This is a genomic window from Hymenobacter swuensis DY53, from assembly GCF_000576555.1.
Taxonomy (GTDB): Bacteria; Bacteroidota; Bacteroidia; order Cytophagales; family Hymenobacteraceae; genus Hymenobacter; species Hymenobacter swuensis.
Genome location: NZ_CP007145.1, coordinates 2,162,018 through 2,185,645, shown reverse-complemented (window position 1 = coordinate 2,185,645; position 23,628 = coordinate 2,162,018). Strand labels below are relative to the sequence as shown.

General features: G+C 58.9%; 18 protein-coding genes. 9 read left to right on the top strand and 9 right to left on the bottom strand.

Annotated elements, in window-relative coordinates; translation table 11 throughout:
* Nucleotides 1-106: 106 nt before the first annotated feature.
* A complete protein-coding gene (locus HSW_RS24240) occupies nt 107-649 on the bottom strand; it encodes a hypothetical protein (RefSeq protein ID WP_155832921.1) in 543 nt (180 codons plus the stop codon).
* Between the two features lie 78 nt (nt 650-727).
* On the bottom strand, nt 728-2,296 hold the full coding sequence (porX, locus tag HSW_RS10610) for a T9SS response regulator signal transducer PorX (protein WP_044001905.1): 1,569 nt from the start codon (nt 2,294-2,296) through the stop codon (nt 728-730).
* 354 nt (nt 2,297-2,650) lie between these two features.
* Between porX and HSW_RS10605 the strand changes: the two genes are divergently transcribed.
* From HSW_RS10605 to HSW_RS10580, 6 genes are all read left to right on the top strand, one after another.
* The gene (locus HSW_RS10605) at nt 2,651-3,880 is read left to right on the top strand and encodes an HD domain-containing protein (protein WP_044001904.1); all 1,230 of its coding nucleotides are present in this window, start codon (nt 2,651-2,653) and stop codon (nt 3,878-3,880) included.
* Between the two features lie 123 nt (nt 3,881-4,003).
* On the top strand, nt 4,004-5,044 hold the full coding sequence (gene lpxD, locus HSW_RS10600) for a UDP-3-O-(3-hydroxymyristoyl)glucosamine N-acyltransferase (protein WP_044001903.1): 1,041 nt from the start codon (nt 4,004-4,006) through the stop codon (nt 5,042-5,044).
* A gap of 110 nt (nt 5,045-5,154) precedes the next feature.
* Nucleotides 5,155-6,549, top strand: a complete 1,395-nt coding sequence (locus HSW_RS10595) for a bifunctional UDP-3-O-[3-hydroxymyristoyl] N-acetylglucosamine deacetylase/3-hydroxyacyl-ACP dehydratase (RefSeq protein ID WP_044001902.1) — start codon at nt 5,155-5,157, stop codon at nt 6,547-6,549.
* 126 nt (nt 6,550-6,675) lie between these two features.
* Complete coding sequence (gene lpxA, locus HSW_RS10590) at nt 6,676-7,476, top strand: acyl-ACP--UDP-N-acetylglucosamine O-acyltransferase (protein ID WP_044001901.1); 801 nt, start codon at nt 6,676-6,678, stop codon at nt 7,474-7,476.
* A gap of 105 nt (nt 7,477-7,581) precedes the next feature.
* A complete protein-coding gene (locus HSW_RS10585; protein WP_044001900.1) occupies nt 7,582-8,214 on the top strand; it encodes an ABC transporter ATP-binding protein in 633 nt (210 codons plus the stop codon).
* A gap of 212 nt (nt 8,215-8,426) precedes the next feature.
* Nucleotides 8,427-8,786 (top strand): hypothetical protein, encoded by a 360-nt coding sequence (locus tag HSW_RS10580; protein WP_044001899.1) that lies wholly within the window; start codon nt 8,427-8,429, stop codon nt 8,784-8,786.
* Nucleotides 8,787-8,966: 180 nt separating this feature from the next.
* Here the strand turns inward: HSW_RS10580 and HSW_RS10575 are convergent, their stop codons facing one another.
* Both HSW_RS10575 and HSW_RS10570 read right to left on the bottom strand, forming a co-directional pair.
* Nucleotides 8,967-9,731, bottom strand: a complete 765-nt coding sequence (locus HSW_RS10575; RefSeq protein WP_044001898.1) for a DUF4197 domain-containing protein — start codon at nt 9,729-9,731, stop codon at nt 8,967-8,969.
* 154 nt (nt 9,732-9,885) lie between these two features.
* Entirely contained in the window at nt 9,886-10,701 is an 816-nt protein-coding gene (locus HSW_RS10570) for a DUF4197 domain-containing protein (protein WP_052346338.1), read from the bottom strand.
* Between the two features lie 98 nt (nt 10,702-10,799).
* Here HSW_RS10570 and HSW_RS10565 point away from each other — a divergent pair, with 98 nt between their 5' ends.
* From HSW_RS10565 to HSW_RS10555, 3 genes are all read left to right on the top strand, one after another.
* Nucleotides 10,800-12,053, top strand: coding sequence for a competence/damage-inducible protein A (locus tag HSW_RS10565; protein ID WP_044001897.1), 1,254 nt, complete (start codon nt 10,800-10,802; stop codon nt 12,051-12,053).
* 327 nt (nt 12,054-12,380) lie between these two features.
* A complete protein-coding gene (locus HSW_RS10560) occupies nt 12,381-13,787 on the top strand; it encodes a dihydrolipoamide acetyltransferase family protein (RefSeq protein WP_044001896.1) in 1,407 nt (468 codons plus the stop codon).
* A gap of 210 nt (nt 13,788-13,997) precedes the next feature.
* A complete protein-coding gene (locus tag HSW_RS10555; RefSeq protein ID WP_044001895.1) occupies nt 13,998-14,210 on the top strand; it encodes a hypothetical protein in 213 nt (70 codons plus the stop codon).
* Nucleotides 14,211-14,297: 87 nt separating this feature from the next.
* On the opposite strand, the gene HSW_RS10550 is transcribed toward HSW_RS10555, so the two are convergent.
* The 5 genes from HSW_RS10550 to HSW_RS10530 all read right to left on the bottom strand — a co-directional run bounded on the left by HSW_RS10550 (nt 14,298) and on the right by HSW_RS10530 (nt 23,438).
* Nucleotides 14,298-14,708, bottom strand: coding sequence for a DoxX family protein (locus HSW_RS10550; protein ID WP_044001894.1), 411 nt, complete (start codon nt 14,706-14,708; stop codon nt 14,298-14,300).
* A gap of 132 nt (nt 14,709-14,840) precedes the next feature.
* The gene (locus HSW_RS10545) at nt 14,841-15,449 is read right to left on the bottom strand and encodes a nitroreductase family protein (RefSeq protein WP_052346337.1); all 609 of its coding nucleotides are present in this window, start codon (nt 15,447-15,449) and stop codon (nt 14,841-14,843) included.
* Nucleotides 15,450-15,551: 102 nt separating this feature from the next.
* Nucleotides 15,552-18,125: a TonB-dependent receptor domain-containing protein gene (locus HSW_RS10540; protein WP_052346811.1), complete on the bottom strand. Its 2,574-nt coding sequence runs from the start codon at nt 18,123-18,125 to the stop codon at nt 15,552-15,554.
* Nucleotides 18,126-18,450: 325 nt separating this feature from the next.
* On the bottom strand, nt 18,451-20,496 hold the full coding sequence (locus tag HSW_RS10535) for a S9 family peptidase (RefSeq protein ID WP_044004513.1): 2,046 nt from the start codon (nt 20,494-20,496) through the stop codon (nt 18,451-18,453).
* Nucleotides 20,497-20,807: 311 nt separating this feature from the next.
* The gene (locus HSW_RS10530; protein WP_044001893.1) at nt 20,808-23,438 is read right to left on the bottom strand and encodes a valine--tRNA ligase; all 2,631 of its coding nucleotides are present in this window, start codon (nt 23,436-23,438) and stop codon (nt 20,808-20,810) included.
* Between the last annotated feature and the right edge of the window lie 190 nt (nt 23,439-23,628).

Below are 23,628 nucleotides of genomic sequence, written 5' to 3'. Positions count from 1 at the left end.
GACGTGCATTTCCCCTACCACCATAAACACAACGGCCACTGGCTGTGTAACTGAAATAAAGAGGGCGGTCAATTGACCGCCCTCTTTATTTTATATACCGGTTTACCTATGCTTCACCCCCAGTCGTCAACCTCGACCATTTCTTTCGAGACAAATTAATATCGACTCGGATGTAGCAATTTCCTCCATCATATACCTGCAAGCGAGTTGTTTTCCAATCTGTGTGCATATCAGAGCAGAAGCCTTGCACCCAAATTATTTTCTCCCCAACAACTGATATTCCTGGTATCAACTGAAGCCTATAGCTTGCAATATCAATCGGTTCATTTGCTCCTCTGTATTCACCTTTATAGGTATCACTAGCATTATATTCTGCAATAGCCTTTTGCACCAAAGCATATACCTGGCTTATTTCCTTATCCGTCAAGGTTGATGGCCTTGCGCCTACCAGTGAATGTGTATGCTTTTCGCTGAAAGGCAAAACAACATATTCTCTGGCCTTTCCTTTAGGTTTTAGTAGTGCTGGAGGCAGATCAGTCTTTGGCTTCTCAACTTCTACGCGTTGATGCGCCTGACCATTCACGTCCTTATTTTGGCAACTTGTCGCCAACACAAATACTAGCAGACACAGCCCGAAAGTCTTTTTCATTTCCCATTTTTTTCCGAAAGCAAACGGCAGTTCCCTTCCGGAAAGCTGCCGTTGTAACCTAAAAAAGAATTCTGACTCTTACCCTTTCGGGCTGAGCGTGACGTACGGAATGATGCATTCCTCCAGGGAGATGCCGCCGTGCTGGAACGTGTCCTTGTAGTAGTTCACGTAGTAATTGTAGTTGTTGGGGTAGGCGAAGAAGTAGTCACCTACCGTGAAGACGTAGGCGGTGCTCACGTTTTCGCGGGGCAGGAAAATGCGCTCCGGCTTGCGCACGGTGTACACGTCGCGGGAGTCATCGAAGCCCAGGTTTTTGCCGTGCTTGTAGCGCAGGTTGGTATTCGTGTTCCGGTCGCCCACAATCTTGTAGGGCCGCTTCACCCGGATGGTGCCGTGGTCGGTGGTGATGATGAGCTTGCCTTTACGCTCCGAAATCTGCTGGAGCATTTCATACAGCGGCGAGTGCAGGAACCACGAGCGGGTGATGCTGCGGTACGCCGACTCATCGGCGGCCAGCTCCCGGATCATGGCCATATCGGTGCGGGCGTGGCTGAGCATGTCCACAAAGTTGTAGACGATGACGTTGCACTTGTAGTTGTTGTGCAGGTTAGCCATTTTGCCCAGCAGGTCTTTACCGGCCTGCAGGTTGGTCACCTTGTTATAGCTAAACTTATGCTTCTGGTTGGCCTTCTGGAACATGATTTCCATGAACTCGGCCTCGTGCATGTTCTTGCCCTCGTCGTCGTCGTCCCACACCCACAGGTTGGGATACTTCTTCTGGATTTCACCCGGCATCATGCCCGAGAAGATGGCATTACGCGCATACGCCGTGGTGGTGGGCAGAATGCTATAGTAGGTTTCCTCCGAATCGACGGTAAATAGCTCGGCAATGATGGGCTCCAGTACCTTCCACTGGTCGTAGCGCAGGTTGTCGATGAGCAGGAAATACACGGGCTGGTCACCGGTTTCCTTGAGCAGCGGAAATACCCGCTCCTGAAACAGCTGGTGCGACATGAGTGGGGCTTCCTTATCGTCGCCGTTTACCCAGTCCTCGTAATTCTCCGTGATGAAGCGGCCGAAGTACGTGTTAGCCTCGTCCTTCTGCATATTGAAGACTTCGGCCATGCTCTTGCCTTCTGTCTCGTTGATTTCCAGCTCCCAGTACACCAGCTTCTTGTACACATCAGCCCACTCGGTGGCCGAAAGGCGGTCGGAGAGCTGCATGCCCAGCTGGCGGAAGTCGCGCTGATAGCCGCTGTTGGTGGCTTCGCTGACCAGCCGCTTGTTGTCGAGAACCTTCTTTACCGACAGCAGAATCTGGTTGGGATTCACCGGCTTGATGAGGTAATCGGCAATTTTGGCCCCGATGGCCGACTCCATGATGTGCTCTTCCTCGCTCTTGGTAATCATGACCACGGGTACGGTAGGGCGCACCGCTTTGATTTCGGTGAGGGTTTCCAGGCCAGTGAGACCAGGCATGTTCTCATCCAGAAATACGATGTCGTACGTCTTCTCCTGAATTTCCTCAATGGCATCGGCCCCGGAGTTTACGCCGGTTACCTCGTAGCCTTTGTCTTTGAGAAACAGAATGTGGGGTTTCAGCAGGTCGATTTCATCATCGGCCCAGAGTATGCTGTATTGTTGCATAGGGGGGACTTGGGGTGTAGCGCCAGGCAAGGGCCCAACGAGTCAGTAAACGCACTCTACGAAATGCAGGTAGCCGCACTTGTGTACCAGATGCGGGCACGAGGCCACAAGTTGCAACTGAAGTTTCGTAAGTAGCTTTACTCCCAATCCGTGCTTTTTGGTTTAAAAAATTCTGGCCGCGCTATACTTTCCGGGTAACTCAGCGGTAAAGAAGCCGAAAAATGTTGATACCGGCTGCTCCAAGTACCACTGGCCGCTTCAGCTTCCCGTAGTGAAGGAAGCGGTAAAATCCACTTTCCGTTCCTTTTCGTCGGCTTTCTGGCGTATTGCCGAAGCCCGGCCCCTCTCCTTCGCATGAACAAGAAAAAAATCTTCAACGACCCGGTGTACGGCTTCGTGACCATTCCGACGGAGTTGTTGTTTGACCTCATTGAGCACACGTACTTCCAGCGTCTGCGCCGGATTCAGCAGCTGGGCCTTACCATGTTCGTGTATCCGGGGGCTTTGCACACCCGCTTCCACCACGCGCTGGGCGCCATGCACCTGATGACGCTAGCCCTGCGTACGCTCAAGGACAAAGGGGTGAAGATTTCGGCCCGGGAGGGCGAGGCCGCCATGGCCGCCATTCTGCTTCACGATATTGGCCACGGCCCCCTCTCCCATGCCCTGGAGCGCAGCATCTTCCACGATGTGCACCACGAGGCCGTGAGCCTGCACCTCATGCGCAAGCTCAACGCGCAATTCAACGGTGCGCTGGATCTGGCCATTGCTATCTTCGAGGGCACTTATGACCGGCCGTTTTTTCACCAGCTCGTGAGCAGCCAGCTAGACATGGACCGGCTCGACTACCTCAACCGGGACTCCTTTTATACCGGCGTGCAGGAAGGCCGTCCCGGAGCCGACCGCCTCATCAAGATGCTGACGGTGGTAGACGAGCGGCTGGTGCTGGAAGAGAAGGCTGTGTACAGTATTGAGAATTTCCTGGTGAGCCGGCGGCTGATGTACTGGCAGGTGTATCTGCACAAAACCGTTACCTCAGCCGAGCAGATGGTGATTCGCATTATGCAGCGTGCCCGGGATTTGGTGCGGGCCGGCGTGGAAGTCCCGGCCGCCCCCAACCTGCATTTCTTCCTGTCGCGCCACGTCACGCAGCAGGAGTTTGAGCACGACGACCAGGTGATGCGCCGCTTCGTGCGGCTGGATGATACCGACGTGTGGGGCGCGGTAAAGCTCTGGGCTGACCATCCCGACAAAGTTCTCAACTACCTGGCCCAAAGTCTGCTCGACCGGCACCTGTTTAAAATCACGCTCCAGGCCGAGCCTTTCGACGATGAGTTTCAGCTGGGCATCGTGGACTTGATTGCCGAGCATTTCTGCCTGCCCGCCCACGACGCGGCCCAGCTCATGCTCACGGGCCGCATCAGCAACAACGCCTACGATGCCGACGGCCAAGACCCCATTGACGTGCTCACTAAAAGCGGCCGGGTAGTGAACGTGGCCGAGGCCTCGGACCTGCCCAACATCCGCGCCATCAGCCAGCGCGTGGAGAAGCACTATATCTGTTATCCCAAGGAAATTCTGTGAGGCATTTTTTTGGGCTTGTTTTTGGTTTTTGGCTTCGTTCTGAGGCATAACAAGATGCTGTGAAAGATATCCGCTTACGGTACCAAAAATCAAAAACCAAAAACCAACCCTTACTTTTGCCCGATGGAATTTACCGTAGGCCAGATAGCAGAAGTGCTGCGCGGAGCAGTAGAAGGCGACGCCACCCAGCGCATTGACCGACTTGCCAAGATTGAAGAGGGCCAGGCCGGCTCCCTGTCGTTTCTGGCCAACCTCAAGTACGAGCACCACCTCTACACAACTGGGGCCACGGCCGTCATTGTCAGTCGCACCCTGGAGCTGCGCCAGCCCACCACGGCGACCCTCATCCGGGTAGATGACCCCTATACCAGCTTCACCACGCTGCTGGAATTCTACCAGCAGGCCACGCGCACCGGCAAGCGCGGCGTGGAGGAGCCGGCCTACATGGCCGCCAGCTCCCGCATCGGCGAGAACCACTACCGCGGGGCCTTTTCCTACATCGGCGAAAACTGCGAAATCGGGCAGGACGTGGTGATTTTCCCCCACGTGTTCATCGGCGACCGGGTAAAAATCGGGGACGGCACAATTTTGTACGCTGGCGCAAAAGTGTACGCCGAAACCGTCATCGGCAGCCGCTGCACCATTCACGCCGGGGCCGTCATCGGATCCGATGGGTTTGGGTTTGCACCCCAGCCCGACGGCTCCTACCGCACCATCCCGCAGATTGGCAACGTGGTGCTGGAAGACAACGTGAGCGTGGGCGCCAACGCCACCATCGACTGCGCCACTATGGGCTCCACCCTCATTCGGGAAGGCGCCAAGGTGGACAACCTCGTCCAAATTGCCCACAACGTGGAAATAGGCCGCCACACGGTGGTAGCGGCCCAGACGGGCATTTCAGGCTCCACCAAAATCGGGGACTTCTGCGTCCTCGCCGGCCAGACGGGTATTGCCGGGCACCTCAGCCTGGCCAACCGCACTACCGTCACGGCGCAATCGGGCGTGGGCAAATCCATTAAGGAAGAAGGCATTCTGTTGCAGGGCTCTCCCGCCTTCATGTTGCGGGATAGTCTGCGGGCCAATGCCATCTTCCGCCACCTGCCCGAGGTAGAACGCCGCCTCACCCAACTAGAACGCAACCAAAGCGCAACGGAAAAGCCCTAGCTTTGCAGCCTATTTGAGTTGCCAGTTGCCAGTTGTCAGTTGTTGGGCCCATTCTGTTTTCGATGGCCTGACAACTGACAATTGGCAACTGGCAACTGACAACTCAGAAAATGAACGACAAGCAACACACCATTAAGGGCCCCGTCACCGTGAGCGGCATTGGCCTGCACACGGGCGTACAGGCCACCATGACGTTCTGTCCCGCGCCCATTAACCACGGCTACAAATTTCAGCGCATCGACTTGCCCGGCCAGCCCATTGTGGATGCCGACGTGGATAACGTAGTGGACCTTTCCCGCGGTACTACCATTGAGCAAAACGGTGCCCGCGTGAATACGGTGGAGCACACGTTGGCGGCTCTGGTAGGGTTGCAGATTGACAATGTCATGATTCAGCTGGACGGCCCCGAGCCGCCCATTATGGATGGCAGCAGCTACGAGTTCATCAAGCCGCTGATGGAAGTAGGGCTGGAAGAGCAGAACGCCCTGCGCAACTACTTCGAGATACCCGACGAAATCCGCTACGTGGACAACGCCCGGGCCGTGGAAATTGCCGGCCTGCCGCTGAACAGCTACCGCCTCACGGTGATGGTGGATTACAACTCGCCGGTATTGGGTTCCCAACACGCCTCGCTCACTCACATCGACCAGTTCACCACCGAAATTGCCTCGTCCCGTACGTTTTGCTTTCTGCACGAGCTGGAGGCTCTCTACAAGTCGAACCTGATCAAAGGTGGTGATTTGAGCAACGCTATTGTGGTGGTAGACCGTGTAGTAAGCGACGAGGAGCTGGACGAGCTGGCCACCATGCTGGGTAAACCCAAAGTGGCCGTGAAGAAGGAAGGCATCCTCAACAACGTAGACCTGCGCTACAAGAACGAACCCGCTCGCCACAAGCTCCTCGACTTGGTGGGCGACCTGGCCTTAGTAGGCCGCCCGCTGAAAGGTCAGATTCTGGCCGCCCGGCCCGGCCACGCGGCCAACGTGGCGTTTGCCAAGCGCATCAAGAAAAAGATGATGGAGGCCCACACCAGCCCGGTGCCGGCCTACGACCCGGCCCGGGAGCCGGTGATGGACATCAACAAGATTGCTGCCACCCTGCCCCACCGCTACCCCTTCCTGCTCATCGATAAAATCATTCACCTCGACGCCACCACCGTGACGGGCGTAAAGAATGTGACGTTCAATGAGCCGTTTTTTCCCGGCCATTTCCCCGGCAACCCTGTCATGCCCGGTGTGCTGCAGATTGAGGCCATGGCCCAGACCGGCGGTATTCTGGTGCTGAGCACCGTGCCCGATCCGGAAAATTACTGGACCTATTTTCTGGGAATCGAAAACTGCCGCTTCCGTCGGATGGTTAAACCCGGCGACACGATTCTGTTCAAATGCGAGCTGACGGCTCCCATCAAGCGAGGCATTGCCAAAATGAGCGGCAAAGCTTATGTGAACGGCAAAGTGGTCATGGAAGCCGAAATGTCGGCCAGCATCGTCCGCAAAACTGCCTAGTTTTTTTAGTTATGAGAGTTGAATCATGAGGTATGCATTGACTTTCGGAGCCGGTCAAATCTGACTTATTCCTTTGTCGTTCAGTAACTCATAATCCATAACTCATAATTCATAACTCAACATCGAATGAACCAGCCGCTCGCCTATATTCACCCCGAAGCCAAGATTGCCCAGAACGTGGTAGTGGAACCCTTCACCACCATTGACAAGGATGTGGAAATCGGGGAAGGCACCTGGATTGGGCCCAACGTCACCATCATGGCGGGGGCGCGCATCGGCAAGAACTGTAAGATTTTCCCGGGGGCCGTTATTGCGGCCCAGCCCCAGGACCTGAAGTTTGCCGGCGAGAAAACCACCGTGCACATCGGCGACAATACCGTGATTCGGGAGTGCGTGACGGTGAATCGCGGTACCGTGGACAAGCTCAAGACCGTGGTGGGCAGCAACTGCCTGCTGATGGCCTACGTGCACGTAGCCCACGACTGCGTGATTGGCAACAATTGTATCCTGGCCAATACGGTGCAGGTGGCGGGCCACGTGGAAATTGGCGACTACGCCATTGTGGGTGGGTCGTCGGCTATTCATCAGTTCGTGCACATCGGGCAGCACGCCATGATTTCGGGTGGCTCACTGATTCGGAAGGATGTGCCGCCCTTCGTGAAGGCGGGCCGCGAGCCGCTGACTTACGTGGGCATCAACAGCATCGGGCTGCGCCGCCGGGGGTTTTCGGATCAGAAGATTGCCGAAATCCAGCAGCTCTACCGCCTACTGTTCCTGAGTGGCCTTAACAATGCCGCCGCCCTTGACCAGATTGAGTTGGAACTGGCACCATCCCCGGAGCGCGACGAGGTAGTGAACTTCATCCGCAACTCCGGCCGTGGCGTCATCAAGGGTTACTCACGCAGCAACAATGGCAGCGGGGAGTAACTTTTAGAAGTAAGACATCCAGAGCTTAGAGCTTAGCACATGTTCTGCACCAGTAGCGTCAGGACATGTGCTAAGCTCTAAGCTCTTCTTTCTAAGCTCTATCACATGCAGATTACCGCCACGGGCCTGAGTAAGCGGTTTGCCCGGGAATGGATTTTCCGGGACCTTACGCACACGTTTCGGACGGGCACGGCCACGGCTATTCTGGGGCCTAACGGAGCCGGAAAAAGTACCCTGCTGAATACCCTGTCGGGCCAGATTCTGCCCACGGCCGGCACTATTTTGTATGAATTTCAAGGGCAGAGGGTGGCCGTGGAAGACGTGCCCGTCCGTCTGGCGTACGCCGCGCCCTACCTGGAGCTGATTGAGGAGTTGACCCTGACCGAGTTGATCCGGTTTCACACCCGTTTCAAGCCTTTGCAGCCCGGCCTTTCCGCTGAGGAGCTGATTACGCTGATGTACCTGGAGAAATCCCGCCATAAGCTGGTGCGCGACTTCTCCAGTGGTATGAAGCAGCGCCTGAAGCTGGCCCTGGCCCTCTACGCCGATACGCCTCTGCTGCTGCTCGACGAGCCCACCACCAACCTCGACCGGACGGGTGTGGCTTGGTATCTGGAACACGTCCGGGCGACGCTGGCCGGCCGCACCGTACTGGTGTCTAGCAATGTGCCTGAAGAATACAACTTCTGCACGGAGCAGGTCAACATTACCGACTTCGGGGCCCGAGCTGCCCAGTAGCCGTATTTTGCGACGAACTACGTATTTTTAGTTTCGGTCTGGCCTGAAAACGACCATTGACAATCAGCACAATGGTGCAGAATGCTTGACCGGTCGGCCCTTCTTCACTGGGTACTGCAACCTTCGGCAGCCTTCCGCACGTATCTTCGCAGCCGAAACGCTGCCCCACTTTCACTCCGAATTTTTCACCCCTTACCGCCCCTAGCAAGGCCATGAGACAACACGACGACTTCGACGACGACCTCTTCGATGACGATGAGCTAGATAACTTTGCCGCCACCGGCGGCGACGCTACCCGTGGTAACTCCGAAGACCAGCTCTCGGCCAAATACGCCGACTACCTGATGTGGCGCGACACCGGTTCCTCGCACGATGAGGCCCTGGACCTAGCCAGCATGACGGAAGACGAGTATGCTACCGCCGAAGCCACCGAAGACCCCGATGGCAGCACCGGCTTCAGTTCTATCGACGACCTAGATGATGATGAGTTCTCTGACGACGACACCGACGAGTACGGCAGTAGCGGCAGTTCCCGCAACAGTCGCCGCAACTCCGACTACGACGACTATTAATCTTTAACATGGTGCATGTGGTTGGAACGTGCGAAATACTCCATTTTCCTCCCTTCCACACTGCCCAATAAAAAGGCCCGCTTCCTGACAAGGAAAGCGGGCCTTTTTATGAAGTGTAGCCGGGAAAATCATCTCGCACATTTCATCCACATTCTACACAGTCTCTCTACCTTAGACACCCTATTTGCGACCGAAGACGCGCTTGAGCAGGTCGGTGGTGCGGGCAACGGGGTTTTCCCGAATGTTGGCTTCCTCCTGGGCCACCAGCGTGAACAGGCCGTCGATGGCTTTGCCGGTGGCGTATTGGTTAAGGTCGGTCTGCACGGGCGTTACCAGCGGGATGCGGTTGTAGCGGGTGGTCAGGTCGGTGTAGTATTTGGTGGCCCCTACTTTATCCAAGCTTTGCTGAATGATGGGCCGGAAGGCCGTGGTGAGCTGCTCAGTGGTGGTGCGCTTGAGGTAGTTGGTAGCGGCGTCCTTCTCCCCGGTCAGGATGCCCCACACATCCTTAAACGTGAGGCTTTTGATGGCCGCCAGAAAGATGGGCTTGGCGCTTTTGGCCGCATCCTCCGCGCCCCGGTTCAGCGTTAGCTCAAACCGATCCACCTGACTACCCAAGCCAATGGAGCGCAACGTATTGGCCACGCGCTGAGCATCGGCGGGGAACGGAATCCGGATCAGCCGGTTCAGGTAGAAACCATCCTGTTTCGAGGCCTGATCGGTACCCTTGCTAATGCCCTGAGAAAGGGCTTCGCGCAGGCCCTGGGCCGCTTCCTGCTGCGTAAGACTGCCGGTACCCGTGCTGCCGCTTGGGCTGGTAGTAGTGGTTTTAGGCAGCGTGGTTTTGAGGATATCTCCCAGTTTTGAGAGCTTGATTTGAGCCGAAGCGGAAAGCTGCAGCCCCAGCAGCAAAGCGTGTAATACAAGAAGACGGCGGTAGTTCATAGCGAAGAAAGTGAGCAGCAAAGATACTGTCGGCACTTTTGCAGAAACCGGACCAGGTTTCCTGAGAGTACTGAGTTATGAATGATGAGTGATAAGTTAAAGCCACCACCCAGAAAGAGCGGTAACGTCAATTCATCACTCATAGCTCAACTCCCTACTTCCCGCCGAATACGCGCTTGAGTAGGGCGCTGCCTTGGGCAGCAGGGTTGGCGCGGATGCGGCCTTCCTCGGCGGCCATGAGGGCGAACAGGCCGTCCACCGTTTTCTCGGTGGCATAGGGCACCAACTGCGGGTTGAGGGGCGTCACCAGCGGAATCTTGTTATAGCGGGCCACCATTTCGGCGTAGAGCTTGATAGCCCCGGTTTGCTCCAACGACTGTTGCATGGTGGGCTGGAAAGCCGTGCGCAGGTCGGCGGCCGTTTTCTCGTAGAGCAGCGTAGTGGCTGCGTCCGTTTCCTTGCTGGTGGCCAGCGTGAGGGCGTCCTGTAGGCTCAGATTCTGCACCGCGTTCAGAAAGATGGGTTTGGCCTGGCCAGCGGCCGTTTCGGCGGCGCGGTTCAGGGCCACCTCAAAGTTATCGACCAGCGCGCCGGCCCGCAGCTTGCGCAACGTGGCGGCTACCAGTTCCGCCTCGGGCGGAAACGGAATCCGGATATCGGCGTTGGCGTTGAAGCCGTCAGTTTCGCTGCCCTGGGCCACCGCTTTGGTCACAGCCTGGGTAAGTGCCTCGCGCAGGCCGCCGGTGGCTTCGTCGGCCGTGAGGGGCACTACCACGGGCGCTACTACTTTGGTGGCGGCAACTTTGGTGGTAGTCGTGGTCTTTTTAACGGGCGTCGTTTTCTTGACCGGGGTAGTTTTTTTGGTGGTGGTCGTGGTCTTTTTCGTAGTGGTTTTAGTTTGGGCGGTGGCCAGCTGCGTGGTGGCCAGCGTGAGCGTAAGGCCCAAGGCGAGGGTACGGAGGGGAGTCATACAGGAAAATCGGATAAACCCAGACGCCGATGTAGCGTTGTTAGCGGGCGAGTTGCCAATATTGCGCCAAATCCGCCACTCCTCCTAACCTTCTCCCCATGCCCCTCATTCCCGACGTTGAAATCATGACTATTGGCGACGAGCTGCTCTATGGGCAGGTCATCGACACCAATTCTGCCTTTATGGGCCAGGAGCTGGGCAAGCTGGGCCTGCGCGTGCGCCAGATTACCAGCGTATCCGATAGGGCCGACGAAATTGTGGCCGCCCTCGACCAAGCCCGGCAGCGGGCCCAGGTGGTGCTGATGACCGGTGGCCTGGGCCCCACCAAAGACGACCTTACCAAACATGTGCTGGCACGCTACTTCGGCGCGGAACTGGTGCTGCATGAGCCCACTCTGCGCCACGTGGAAGGCATCTTTGCCCGCTTCAACCGGCCCATGCTGGAAGTAAACCGCCAGCAGGCCCTGGTACCGGCCAACTGTATCGTGCTGCACAACGCCCTGGGCACGGCCCCCGGCATGTGGTTCGAGGACCGGGGAACCGTGTTCGTGAGCATGCCCGGCGTGCCGTTTGAGATGAAAGGGCTGATGGCCGACGAAGTGCTGCCCCGCTTGCGCCAGCATTTCCAGACGCCCGCCATTGAGCACGTGGTAGTGCAGACAGTGGGCCTGGGTGAGTCGTTCCTGGCCCAGCGCATCGAGGACTGGGAAACGGCCCTGCCCACCAACATCAAACTGGCGTACCTGCCCTCTTTGGGCGGGGTGCGCCTGCGCCTGACCGGACACGACGACGGCCAGCCCAACCTGCGCGGCCGCATGGAGGCCCTGCTACCCGAGCTGCGCACCTTGCTCGGCGACCATATTTTTGCAGTGGGCGAAATCAACCTGGAAACGGCCGTGGGCACCCTGCTGGCCGAGCGGGGCCTCACGGTGGGCACCGCCGAAAGCTGCACCGGCGGCCTGCTGGCCCACCGCCTCACCAGCGTGCCGGGCAGTTCGCGCTACTACCAGGGCAGCATCATTGCCTATTCCAACGAGATAAAAATGCAGGAACTGGGCGTGAAGCCCGAAACCCTGGCCGCCCACGGGGCTGTGAGCGAGGCCGCTGTAGCTGAAATGGCTGAGGGCCTACGTCGCCGCCTAGGTGTGGATGTAGCCCTGGCCACCAGTGGCATTGCCGGCCCCGACGGCGGCACCGATGCCAAGCCCGTGGGCACCATCTGCATTGCCTACGCCGACGCCCGCCACACCGTCACCCGCCAGATCAGCTTCAACCGCGGCCGCCAGCTCAACCTGGAGTATACCACTACCGCTGCCCTGAATCTGTTGCGGCTGGAAGTGGAGAAGGGTTAGGTTGTTGAATTGGTGGATGGTCAGATGGTTGAATGGGGGGATGGTTAGGTAGTGGAATGGTGGTAAGCTGTCATGCTGAGCATGTCGTGCATCAAGCGAGGATGAAGGGCCTTACCACGGATAAACAAGTCGTTCGATAATAAACCGGAAGTGAGAAGGACCTCCGCCACGCTCAGGATGGCAGACGTATTCCACCAACCCTCCTACCCATTCAACCATCCAGCAATCCACCCATTCAACAATCCAGCAATCCAACAGTCCAACACTTCACTTACCTTTGGGCTCCGAAACCCACCCCCACCCTTTTCCCTAAACTACCCCAACCGCATGGCACGAGTGGAAATGACGATGCCCAAGATGGGCGAATCCATCATGGAAGGCACCGTCCTGAAATGGCTCAAACAAGTAGGCGACACCATCGACCAGGACGAGTCGGTGCTGGAAGTAGCCACCGATAAGGTGGATACTGAGGTGCCAGCCCTGCACGCCGGCGTGCTCCAGGAAATCTTGGTGCAGGAAGGCCAGGTAGTAGCCGTGGGGGCCCCCATTGCCGTCATTGAAACCGATGCGGCCAGCGCCGGCACCACCGCCCCGGTTGCCGCTGCCGAGGCTCCCGCTCCTTCCCTCAACGGAGCCGAGAAGCCCGCCGTCCCCTACCTGCCCGAAGCCCACGACCCGCAGGCCAACCCGGCCCAGGCCGTAGCTACCGCCCAGCCTCAGGCCGGCCGTTTCTATTCGCCCTTGGTACTCAGCATTGCCCGCGAAGAAGGCATTTCAATGGGCGACCTGGAATACCTGCCCGGCACCGGTAGCGAAGGCCGCGTTACTAAAAAAGACATCCTCGATTACGTAGCCGCCGGCAAGAAGCCGCTGGCCCAGGCGGCTGCTCCGGCTGCTGCGCCAGTAGCCGCCCCCGCTGCCCCGGCTCCGGCAGTTGCTCCGGCCACTCCGGCTCCGGCTGCTGCTACTCCGCAGCCTACCGCCAGCACTTCGCAAACGGCCAAAGCGGTGCCGTCTATCAGCGGCAACCAGGAGCTGCTGGAAATGGACCGCATGCGCAAAATGATTGCCCAGCGCATGGTGGACAGTAAGCGGATTTCGCCCCACGTTACCTCCTTCGTGGAGGCCGACGTGACCGACATCGTAAACTGGCGCAACAAGCACAAGGATGCCTACAAGAAGCGCGAGGGCGAAAACCTCACCTTCACGCCTATCTTCATTCAGGCCATTGCCCGCGCCATTCAGGACTTCCCGATGATCAACGTGTCCATTGAGGGCGACTACATCATCAAGAAGCGCGACATCAACGTAGGCGTGGCCGTGGCCCTGCCCTCGGGCAACCTCATTGTGCCCGTGATTCATAACGCCGACCAGCTGAACCTGAACGGTCTGAGCAAGAAGGTAAACGACCTGGCTAACCGGGCCCGCGCCAACAAGCTCAAGCCCGAAGACCTGGAAGGCGGCACCTACACCGTGTCCAACGTCGGCTCGTTTGGCAACGTGATGGGCACGCCTATTATCATGCAGCCGCAAGTGGCCATTATGGCCGTGGGTGCCATTAAGAAGAAGCCCGCCGTCATCGAAACACCGCAGGGTGACTTGATTGGCGTGCGCCACTTCATGTTCCTGAGCCACAGCTACGACCACCGCGTGGTAGATGGCTCGCTCGGCGGCATGTTCGTGCGCCGCGTAGCCGACTACCTCGAGCAGTTCGACCCCAATACCAGCATTTAGTACTTAGAATGTATAAAAAGGCCCCGCCGTGGTTACGTGGCGGGGCCTTTTTGTGAGTGACAAGCCGTACTTTTGACTGACTTTTGGGGCCATTAACCTTTGAATGAACTGGTTTTTCGGGGCCGGTCTTTCCCTTCCTGCTTTCTGCTGTTGCTTACCCGACGAGAAACCCATAAGACCGGACACAAGAAGACTATAACCACTACTTCCATGAACAAAGCGTTGCCTTTGGCCGCCCTCATCATTGCCCTCGGCCTGATCCTGTTTCTCTACCAACGCCTGCGGACCGCTGAAGCCTCGCTGGAAATTGCCAACCGCCGCTTTGCGGACTGTGAGCAGGTCAACTTTCAGCTGCAGAACCAACTCACGCAAGCCACCAGAGGCCCCGTACCGGATAGCCTGCGCGTGGTAAGTGGCGAGTAGTATAGGCTTGTAAACAAATTGGTCCCGGGGCAGCAGCTAGTTGCTGCCCCGGGACCAATTTGTTTACAAGCCTGTTTGAATACCGCGCTACACTACCGGACTAGTATGAGAACGGGCCGCATCAAGACTCCAGGGACCGGGGCCGGCCGCAGCCAGGTACAAGAATACAAAGCAATAAAGTACAGCCAACTCGCCTTGGTTGACGATGGGCAGCACGTGCTGCGGGGCATGGGCCATGAAGTACGCTACGGCCATCAGGCCCGACAAAACAAAAGCCACTGGCCGGGTAAACAGTCCGATAAGCAGCAGCAAGCCGCCACCAAACTCCAGAATACCAGCTACCAGCATCAGCCCCGAAGCGTCGCCCGCATGGTCAGATGGAGGCCAGCCGAACAGTTTCTGGGTGCCGTGAAACACCATCAGCAGCCCCGCCACCATGCGCAGGACGCTCAGCAAACGGGCCGCCCAGGGCGACAGGAAAAAGGTAGATGTTGCCATATCAGCAGGAAAGAATGTGAGTACATAGTTCCCAACGCAGAAAGCTGGCTCCGGGATACATGCTCACTCGCAAACGGATGCTTGCCAAGCCCACTCCGCGCCTAGCCGCATATATGGGTCTTTGGCTGAGCGTTATTCTAGCACCCAGGTTACCTTTTCGGCCAGCGGCTTGCGGGTACTACGGGCGGTAGCGCCGGGTTTGGGGTAACCCAGGTAGAAGAAGCCCAACAGCCGGTCATCCGGCCCCAGCCCAAAAAAAGGGTTGGCTTCTGGCAGGTACGTAACGCCCCCGCTGCTCCAGAAACCCGCCAGCCCGTGCGCCACGGCCGAGAGGTGCAGGTTTTGCACGGCGCAGGCCACGGCCGCCACTTCCTCTACTTCGGGCACTTCGGGGTTGCGCCGGAGGCCAATGGCAATGATGTGGGAACTGAGCAGCGGGTTATTGCGCATCTTCTCCAGCTTGGCTTCCTGAAATTTCTCCCCGGCCGTGGCCCGGTACAGCTCCGCCTGAAAATCGGCCAGCCGCCGCCGCCCCTCGCCCCCGAAAATCGTGAAGTGCCAAGGCTCGGTGCGTTTGTGGGTGGGTGCCCAAATGGCATTTTCGAGCAGCTCTCGCAGCAATGCTTCTGGTACCACGCGGCCAGGCTCAAACTGCACCGGCTGCATGCTGCGGCGCGCGCGGATCAGTTGGGTAATCTGCCCGGCATCTACGGCCGGCGTTGTTTCTGCTGAATGCGTCATGGAAAAGTAAGCCGGAATACCCGGCGGATGTTTACCCCCAAAATACAAAGACCTTCCGCTAGGCAGAAGGTCTTTATCTAAATCAGCCAGAATAACCGTGCACTACGGCCGGCCGCCGCTGGCGCCTTGGGCGGGCGTAGCGCCGGCCCCGTTGCCCCCGTCGCCGCCGTCTTTCAGGTCGTCGTTGTTGATGGAGCGTTTGCGCTTGGGCTGAGCCATGCTCATCTTACCAATGCGGTAGCTCAGGTTTACGCGGAAGCCCGAGCGGCGCAGCACGTTCACGCTGTACTGGTCGAGCACCGGCGTACTGATGGAGCTGCGGATTTTGTTGGTAGGCGTGAAGAAGTTGTCGGCCCCGAAGCCAATGCTGCCTTTCTTATCAGCAAAATCCTTCTTCAGGCCCATGCTGTACACCCCAAAGCCACCCTGGTAGCCCTGAAGCTGCACCTGCCGCCCCCGGTAGAAGCTAAAGGCCTGAATTCCCCAACCCTTGGCGAAAGTGTAGCCTCCCATGAGGCGGCCGCTGGCTACCCAGCCCTGGTTGCTGGCCGCAAACAGCGGGTTGCTCACGTTATTATCGAGGGTGGCGTAGTACACATCGAAACCACCGCCCAGCGTGAGCTTGTTCTGGATGTTCACGTTGGCATTTACGCTGCCGCCGTAGGCATTTTCGGTGCCAATGTTGTCGTAGGTTGTCTTGATAAGAGCACCATCAGGGGTACGCACCGACTGAATGGAGCCGTCAGTGTTGCGGGCAAATACCGAGAAGTTCAGCGAAGTCTGCTTGATAAAGGTGCTGTATCCCAACTCCATGTTGTTGGTGTACTCGGGCTTCAGCTCGGGGTTACCCTCCGTGTATTGCAGCAGGTTGCCCGTCTGCCGGTTGGGGTTGAGAAATTGCAGGGAAGGGCGCTGAATCCGGTAGTTGTAGGCGGCTTTCAACACGTTGCCGTTGGCCAGCTTGCGCGAGATGTTCACGCTGGGCACCAGCACTCCGTACGATGGAATAGAGGTTTCGCTACCGGTGCGGAAGTCGGCGTTGATGGTGGTGTACTCGTAGCGGGCTCCGGCTTTCAGGGTGTAGCTCTTGAGGAAGCCCAGAGTGTAGGAGGCGTAGGCCGCCGCAATGTTCTGGTTGTAGTCGAACACGTTGGACAGCGTGGTGCCAGTCTGCCGCTGCCCGTTCAGGAAGGTGGCGTAGTCGCTGTTCACACGGCGCATAATGTCCTTGGCCCCGAACTCCAGCAGCTGGGTTTTGCTCAGGGGCGTCTGGTAATCGGCCTGCAACGTAATTTCCTGGTTGTAACTGTCGTTGAGGTTGCGGCGGTAGTCGCCTTCGTTTTCCCCGCTCAGGGTGGTGTTGGTGAAGTTGTTGGTGCGGGTGTTGCGGCTGTACTGGGCCAGCAAGCTAAACTCGCGCTGGGGCGTTTCGAAGGTGCGGGTGTAGTTCAGGGTGGCGTCCAGGGTGTTCGAGTTATCGAGCACCTTCACGTCGCTGAGGCGGTTGGTGAGCGAATCACCCAGCACCGGCCGGAAAAACGTGGTCTGCGAGGCCAGGTCGTCCTGGTAGTTGGTGCCGTTGCGCAGGCCCAACTGCACCGAGGCCGAGAGGAAATTGTACTTGTTGATGTCGTAATCCCAGCCCAGCGAGTAGCGTCCGAATACGTTCTGCTGGCGCGTATCGGCCGACTGCACCGTGCGGCTCAGCAGCTGACGGTTGGCAATGTCGGTGCCCTGAATATCGTAGGTGGTTTGCTCGTTGCGGAACGAGCCGGGCACGTTGTACTGGCCCCGGCCGCCCCCGCCCAGCGAGAAGCCCATCTTACCCACCCGGTACGAGGCGTTCAGGCCCAGGTCGGAACTGCGCAGACCGGCACTGGTGCGCAAATCCAGCGTGAAGCCTTGCAGGTTATTCTGCTTGGTCACGATGTTGATGATACCGCCCGAGCCTTCGGCGTCGTACTTGGCCGAGGGCGAGGTAATCACCTCCACGGTCTTGATCTGATCGGCCGGAATCTGCTTGAGGGCGTCGGCAATGCTGTTGGCCGAGATGGTGCTGGGCCGGTTGTTGATGAGCACCCGGATATTCTGGGAGCCCCGCAGGCTCACGTTACCATCCAGGTCCACCGAGAGGTTGGGCACGCGCTTGAGCACGTCGGTAGCGTCGCCGCCGCGGGTGGTTTCGTCCTTCTCGGCGTTGTACACCGTGCGGTCCACCTTTTCTTCCACCAAGCTGCGCTGGCCTTCCACCCGCACTTCGCCCAACGCCTGGGCCGAGGACGCCAGCGGCACCGCACCCAAGGCCACGGTGTTGCCGGCTTCGGTAATCACCACGCCGGGCTTTTCTACCAGCGTGTAGCCAATAAAGCTGATTTGCACGGTGTACGTACCGGCCGCAATGCGCGGAATCGTGAATTTGCCGTTGTCGTCGGCAGCGGTACCGTCCACGGGCTTGCCGGTAGCGGGGTTCAGCAGTACGATGGTGGCATAGGGCACGGGCTGCTTGGTGGCGGCATCCGTGACGGTGCCGGTCACGCGGCCAGTACCCTCCTGGGGAGCAGCCGGCATGGTTCCGGCGGGCCGACCAGCCCCGGCGGGCGGACCACCTGCAGGCATCTGGGCCAGCACTGCCTGGGAACCACTGAGGAAAAGAAGAGGAAGTAGAATCTTTTTCATGAGCACGAGGGGAATATTGGCCGCCGACCGGGGCACCCAACGCCAACCGGAGTTAGGCGCCGGTGCAAACCTAGCGGCCCCATCCCCGCTCCCGCTACGAACCCGACCAAAGGGCCGTTTTCTGCGCTAGAAACCCGAGAAAGACCGCCCGAAGACCAGGCAACCGAGCCACAGACACAGCTTCGGCCCCAGGGTGGCACCAGCATCTGAATATTTGTCGGGTTTGTGGCAGACAACAAGCAAAACGCCGCCCCGGTTACCGGGGCGGCGTGACGTAGCGGGCGTTTCCCACCGGTCTGGCGGTTGAAAGCCATCGGACCGGTGCTTATGCCTTCACACCGAGTAGCAGCAGCATAAAGGCAAACTGCCGGGCCGTGTCGTGGATGGATTTGAAGCGGCCCGAGGCCCCACCGTGGCCGGCGGCCATGTCGGTGTGGAGCAGCAGCAGGTTGTTGTCGATTTTCACGGTGCGCAGCTTGGCTACCCACTTGGCCGGCTCGAAGTACTGCACCTGCGAGTCGTGCAGGCCGGTGGTCACGAGCATGTTGGGGTAAGCCTGGGCTTTCACCTGGTCGTAGGGCGAGTACGAGAGCATGTACTCGTAGAACTCCTTCTGGTTGGGGTTGCCCCACTCGTCGTACTCGCCGGTGGTCAGCGGAATGCTTTCGTCGAGCATGGTGGTCACCACGTCCACGAAGGGCACGGCCGCCACTACGCCTTTGTAGTACTCGGGGTGGTTGTTCACCACCGCGCCCATCAGCAGGCCGCCGGCCGAGCCGCCCATGGCAAACAGCTTGTCGGCGGAGGTGAACTTCTGGTCGATGAGGAATTTAGAGCAGTCGGTGAAGTCAGTGAAGGTGTTTTTCTTCTTGAGCTTCTTGCCGTTCTCGTACCACTGCCGGCCCATCTCCTGCCCACCCCGGATGTGACAGATGACGTAGGCAAAGCCCCGATCCAACAAACTCAGGCGGGCGGCACTGAAGGTGGCATCCATGGAGTAGCCGTAGGAGCCGTAGGCGTACTGCAGCAGCGGGGCCGAACCGTCCTTCTTGAAGCCCTTCTTGTAGACGATGGACATCGGGATTTTGGTGCCGTCGGTGGCGGTGGCGTACACCCGCTCGGTCACGTAATCCTCCTTTTTGAAGCTCCCGAGCACGGTTTGCTCCTTCAGCAGCTTCTTGCTGCGGGCGTTCATGTCGTAGTCGAAGGTGGAATTGGGCGTGGTGAGCGAGGAGTAGCCGTAGCGCAGCACGGGCGTATCAAACTCGGGGTTGATGCTGATGGCGGCCGTGTAGGTGGGCTCCCCGAAGTTGAGGTAGTGCTCCTGCTTGTCTTTCCACCGAATCACGCGCAGCTGCAGCAGGCCTTCCTTCCGCTCGCCCAGCACCAGGTAATCCTTGAACAACTCCATGTTTTCCAGGAACACGTCGGGGCGGTGGGCAATAACCTCCTGCCAGGCCGTTTTGACGGTGTTCTTCACCGGCGTTTTCAGCAGCCGGAAGTTGGGCGCGCCGGCGTTGGACAGCACATAGAAGTCGTTGCCGAAGTGCTCCACTTCGTACAGATGGTCGGCCTCGCGGGGCAGAAACACCTGCAGCGCCGCCGTGGGCTTGCCGGCCTCCACGTACCGCACCTCCGACGACATGGTGCTGCCAATCGTCAGGAATACGTATTGCCGCGACTTGGAGCGGTGCACCCCGATGCGGAAGGTGTTGTCCTTCTCCTCGTATACCAATTGGTCCTTGCCGGGGTCGGTGCCCAGGGTGTGGCGGTAGAGCTGGTAGTCCAGCAGCGTGCTGGGGTCCTTGCGGGTGTAGAAGACGGTTTTGTTGTCGGCGGCCCACACGGCGTTGCCGCTGGTGTTCGGAATCTGCTCGGGGTAGAGTTGGCTGGTTTGCAGGTTGCGGAAGCGCAGCGTGTACAGGCGGCGGCTCACCACGTCCTCAGAGTAGGCCAGCACCTGGTTGTCGTCGCTCACCTCGAAGCCGCCAATCTGGTAGTAGGCCTTACCCTTGCCCAGCTCGTTGGCATTCAGCAGAATTTCCTCCTTGGCGCTCAGGCTGCCTTTTTTGCGGCAGTAAATTGGGTACTCGGCCCCGGCTTCGAAGCGGGTGTAGTAGTAGTACCCATTATCCCGGTACGGCACCGACTCGTCCTGCTCCTTGATGCGGCCCTTGATTTCCTGGAACAGCTTTTCCTCCAGCCCCTTCACCGGGGCCATCTGCTGCTCGAAATAGGCGTTTTCGGCATTCAGGTAGCTGATGACGGCCGGGTTTTCGCGCTCATTGAGCCAGTAGTAGTTGTCGAGGCGGGTGCCGAAGGGTGACTTGAGTTCTTTGGGCTGGAGAGCCGCAACGGGAGGTTTGGGCATGGTAGCAGTAGTGCTTTGGGCGAAAAGCGCGCCGCTCAGCAGCACCCCCGCGCCCGTGAGCCAGGTGGAAAGGAAATTCATAGCGCAACAAGTCAGCAAGTGAAAAGTATGCGCTAAAGAAACGGGGAATTTGCGAAGGGCGGCGGCGGAGGCCGTAAAAATGGCAGAGGGCCACCCGGGTTTATCATAGCAACCGCACCAGCCGGAATGTAGAGACGCGACACTTCGCGTCTCCTCGTTGAACGGTACCGGATAAAACGGGTCGTTCTGACGGGAGACGCGAAGTGTCGCGTCTCTACACTAGATCTGGCTTACAGCGCCGCCAGGCTCTGCTCCAGGGCCGTGATTTTGGCTTCGGCGTCGGCCAGCTTCTGCCGCTCGCGCTCCACCAGGTCGGGCTTGGCGTTGGCCACGAACTTCTCGTTGGCCAGCTTCTTCAGCACCGAGTCGCGGAAGCCCTGGGCGTATTCCAACTCCTTGGTCAGGCGCTCCTTCTCGGCCCCGAGGTCAATCTGGCCTTCCAGCGGCACGAAGAACTCCGCACCGCCCGCCACGAATCCCACCGAAGCCGCCGGCGCTTCCGTCACCACCGAAACCTCGGTGAGGGAAGCCAGTTTGCGGATGATGGGGTCGTAGTCCTGGAGCAGTTGGGTGTCGTCGGTTTTAGCGGCCAGGGTCAGGGGCTTGTTGGGGCCCAGGCCCTTCTGGTTGCGGATGGTGCGCACGCCGCCCACAATGGCCAGAGCCTTTTCCATGCGGGCCAGCACCTCGGCGGCACCCGCTACGGGCTGGGCCTTGGGCCAGGCAGCCACGCACACGTACTCCTTGGGGCCGCGCTCCTTCAGCTCGTGCCAGATTTCCTCGGTGATGAAGGGCATGAACGGGTGCAGCAGCTTGAGCAGGGTTTCGAGGAAACCGGTGGTCAGGCGCAGCGTTTCGGGGTCGATGGGGGCCTGGTAGGCGGGTTTGATCATCTCCAGGTACTCTGAGCAGAAGTCGTCCCACACCAGCTTGTACACCGTCATCAGCGCGTCCGACATCCGGAACTTCTCGAAGTGCTCGTCCAGCTCGGCAATGGTGGCGTTGAGCTTGGCCGAGAACCACTCCACAGCCTTCTCGTTGGGGAAGGGCAGGGCAGCGTCTACCTCCCAGCCCTGCGTGAGGCGGAAGGCGTTCCAGAGCTTGTTGCTGAAGTTGCGGCCCTGCTCCACCAGCTTTTCGTCGTAGAGCAAGTCGTTGCCAGCCGGGGCCGAGAACAGCATCCCGGTCCGCACCCCGTCGGCCCCAAACTGCTTGATGAGGTCCAGCGGGTCGGGCGAGTTGCCGAGCTGCTTGCTCATCTTGCGGCCCTGGGCGTCGCGCACGATGCCGGTGAGGTACACGTTGCGGAAGGGCACTTCCTTGCGGAATTCCAGGCCGGCCATAATCATGCGGGCCACCCAGAAGAACAGGATGTCCGGCCCCGTCACCAGGTCGTTGGTGGGGTAGAAATAGTTGACGTCGGCGTTGTCGGGGTCCTTGAACCCGTCGAACACCGAAATCGGCCACAGCCACGACGAAAACCAGGTATCCAGCACGTCCTCGTCCTGGCGCAGATCCGAGAGTTGCAGGTCCTTGTTGCCGCTCTGCTCGCGGGCCTGGATCAGGGCTTCCTCGGCGGTGAGGGCCACCACGTAGGTGCCGTCGGGCAGGTAGTAGGCCGGAATCTGCTGGCCCCACCACAGCTGCCGCGAAATGCACCAGTCGCGCACGTTCTCCATCCACACCCGGTAGGTGTTCTTGAACTTGGCGGGGTGCAGCTTCACGGTGTCGTTTTCTACCACTTCCAGGGCCGGCTTGGCCAGGTGCTCCATTTTCAGGAACCACTGCAAACTCAGGCGCGGCTCAATGACGGCCTTGGTGCGCTCCGAGGTCTGCACGATGCTGGCGTACTCCTCCACCTTCACCAAGTGGCCGGCTTCCTCCAGGTCCTTCACGATGTTGCGGCGGGCCGCGAAACGGTCCTGGCCCACGTACAGCACCGCTTTTTCGTTGAGCGAGCCGTCATTGTTCAGAATGTCGATAACGGGCAGGTTGTGCTTCACGCCCAGCTCGTAGTCGTTCAAATCGTGGGCCGGCGTCACCTTCAGCGCGCCCGTGCCGAAGTCGATGCTTACGTACTCGTCCAGAATCACCGGAATTTCGCGGCCCAGCAGCGGAATCCGCACTTTCGCGCCGTGCAGGTGCGTATAGCGCGGGTCATTGGGGTTCACCGCCACCGCCACGTCGGCCATAATGGTTTCGGGGCGCGACGTAGCTACGGTCAGGAACTGGCCCTCCTGCCCCACCACTTCATACCGCAGGTGGTACATCTTGGCCATGACGTCCTTGGGAATCACTTCCTCATCAGACAGCGCCGTCTGGCCCAGCGGGTCCCAGTTTACCATCCGGATGCCACGGTACACGAGGCCCTTCTGGTGCAGGTCCACGAACACACGCAGTACAGCCTCGGTCAGTTCGGGCTCCATGGTGAAGCGCGTCCGGTCCCAGTCGCAGCTGGCGCCCAGCTGCTTGAGCTGCTCCAGGATGATACCACCGTACTTTTCCTTCCACGCAAAGGCGTGCTCCAGAAACTGCTCCCGGGTCAAGTCCTTCTTCTCGATGCCCTGCTCCTTCAGCAGCGCCACCACCTTGGCCTCGGTGGCAATGGAGGCATGGTCGGTGCCGGGCACCCAGCAGGCTTCTTTGCCCTGCATGCGGGCGCGGCGCACCAGCACGTCCTGGATAGTATTGTTGAGCATGTGGCCCATGTGCAGCACGCCCGTTACGTTGGGCGGCGGAATCACCACGGTGTAGGGCTGCTTGCGGGGGTTGGCTTTGGCTTTGAAGAAGCCCTGCTCCTGCCAGCGCTGGTACCACTTGGCTTCAACGTCGGCGGGGGTATAGGTTTTGGCGATGGACATCGTCAAGAAAGAATAAGATCAGTGCAGAATACCGGCAAAAGTAGGCATTTCGCGCTGGCTGCCGCGCGGCGCAGCCACCAGGTTGCCACGAACTACCGGTTCTGTGGTCGGAACAAGATTCCAGATTTTATTCAACAGCCCGCATATTCCCCGTAAATTGCGGCCGACTAATGACGAGCTTAAAGGTTTA

What these genes read in the sequence shown, in the direction of transcription:
- HSW_RS24240 (WP_155832921.1), bottom strand. Translation starts at nt 649, where the DNA reads ATGAAAAAGACTTTCGGGCTGTGTCTGCTAGTATTTGTGTTGGCGACA.
- porX (WP_044001905.1), bottom strand. Translation starts at nt 2,296, where the DNA reads ATGCAACAATACAGCATACTCTGGGCCGATGATGAAATCGACCTGCTG.
- HSW_RS10605 (WP_044001904.1), top strand. Translation starts at nt 2,651, where the DNA reads ATGAACAAGAAAAAAATCTTCAACGACCCGGTGTACGGCTTCGTGACC.
- lpxD (WP_044001903.1), top strand. Translation starts at nt 4,004, where the DNA reads ATGGAATTTACCGTAGGCCAGATAGCAGAAGTGCTGCGCGGAGCAGTA.
- HSW_RS10595 (WP_044001902.1), top strand. Translation starts at nt 5,155, where the DNA reads ATGAACGACAAGCAACACACCATTAAGGGCCCCGTCACCGTGAGCGGC.
- lpxA (WP_044001901.1), top strand. Translation starts at nt 6,676, where the DNA reads ATGAACCAGCCGCTCGCCTATATTCACCCCGAAGCCAAGATTGCCCAG.
- HSW_RS10585 (WP_044001900.1), top strand. Translation starts at nt 7,582, where the DNA reads ATGCAGATTACCGCCACGGGCCTGAGTAAGCGGTTTGCCCGGGAATGG.
- HSW_RS10580 (WP_044001899.1), top strand. Translation starts at nt 8,427, where the DNA reads ATGAGACAACACGACGACTTCGACGACGACCTCTTCGATGACGATGAG.
- HSW_RS10575 (WP_044001898.1), bottom strand. Translation starts at nt 9,731, where the DNA reads ATGAACTACCGCCGTCTTCTTGTATTACACGCTTTGCTGCTGGGGCTG.
- HSW_RS10570 (WP_052346338.1), bottom strand. Translation starts at nt 10,701, where the DNA reads ATGACTCCCCTCCGTACCCTCGCCTTGGGCCTTACGCTCACGCTGGCC.
- HSW_RS10565 (WP_044001897.1), top strand. Translation starts at nt 10,800, where the DNA reads ATGCCCCTCATTCCCGACGTTGAAATCATGACTATTGGCGACGAGCTG.
- HSW_RS10560 (WP_044001896.1), top strand. Translation starts at nt 12,381, where the DNA reads ATGGCACGAGTGGAAATGACGATGCCCAAGATGGGCGAATCCATCATG.
- HSW_RS10555 (WP_044001895.1), top strand. Translation starts at nt 13,998, where the DNA reads ATGAACAAAGCGTTGCCTTTGGCCGCCCTCATCATTGCCCTCGGCCTG.
- HSW_RS10550 (WP_044001894.1), bottom strand. Translation starts at nt 14,708, where the DNA reads ATGGCAACATCTACCTTTTTCCTGTCGCCCTGGGCGGCCCGTTTGCTG.
- HSW_RS10545 (WP_052346337.1), bottom strand. Translation starts at nt 15,449, where the DNA reads ATGACGCATTCAGCAGAAACAACGCCGGCCGTAGATGCCGGGCAGATT.
- HSW_RS10540 (WP_052346811.1), bottom strand. Translation starts at nt 18,125, where the DNA reads ATGAAAAAGATTCTACTTCCTCTTCTTTTCCTCAGTGGTTCCCAGGCA.
- HSW_RS10535 (WP_044004513.1), bottom strand. Translation starts at nt 20,496, where the DNA reads ATGCCCAAACCTCCCGTTGCGGCTCTCCAGCCCAAAGAACTCAAGTCA.
- HSW_RS10530 (WP_044001893.1), bottom strand. Translation starts at nt 23,438, where the DNA reads ATGTCCATCGCCAAAACCTATACCCCCGCCGACGTTGAAGCCAAGTGG.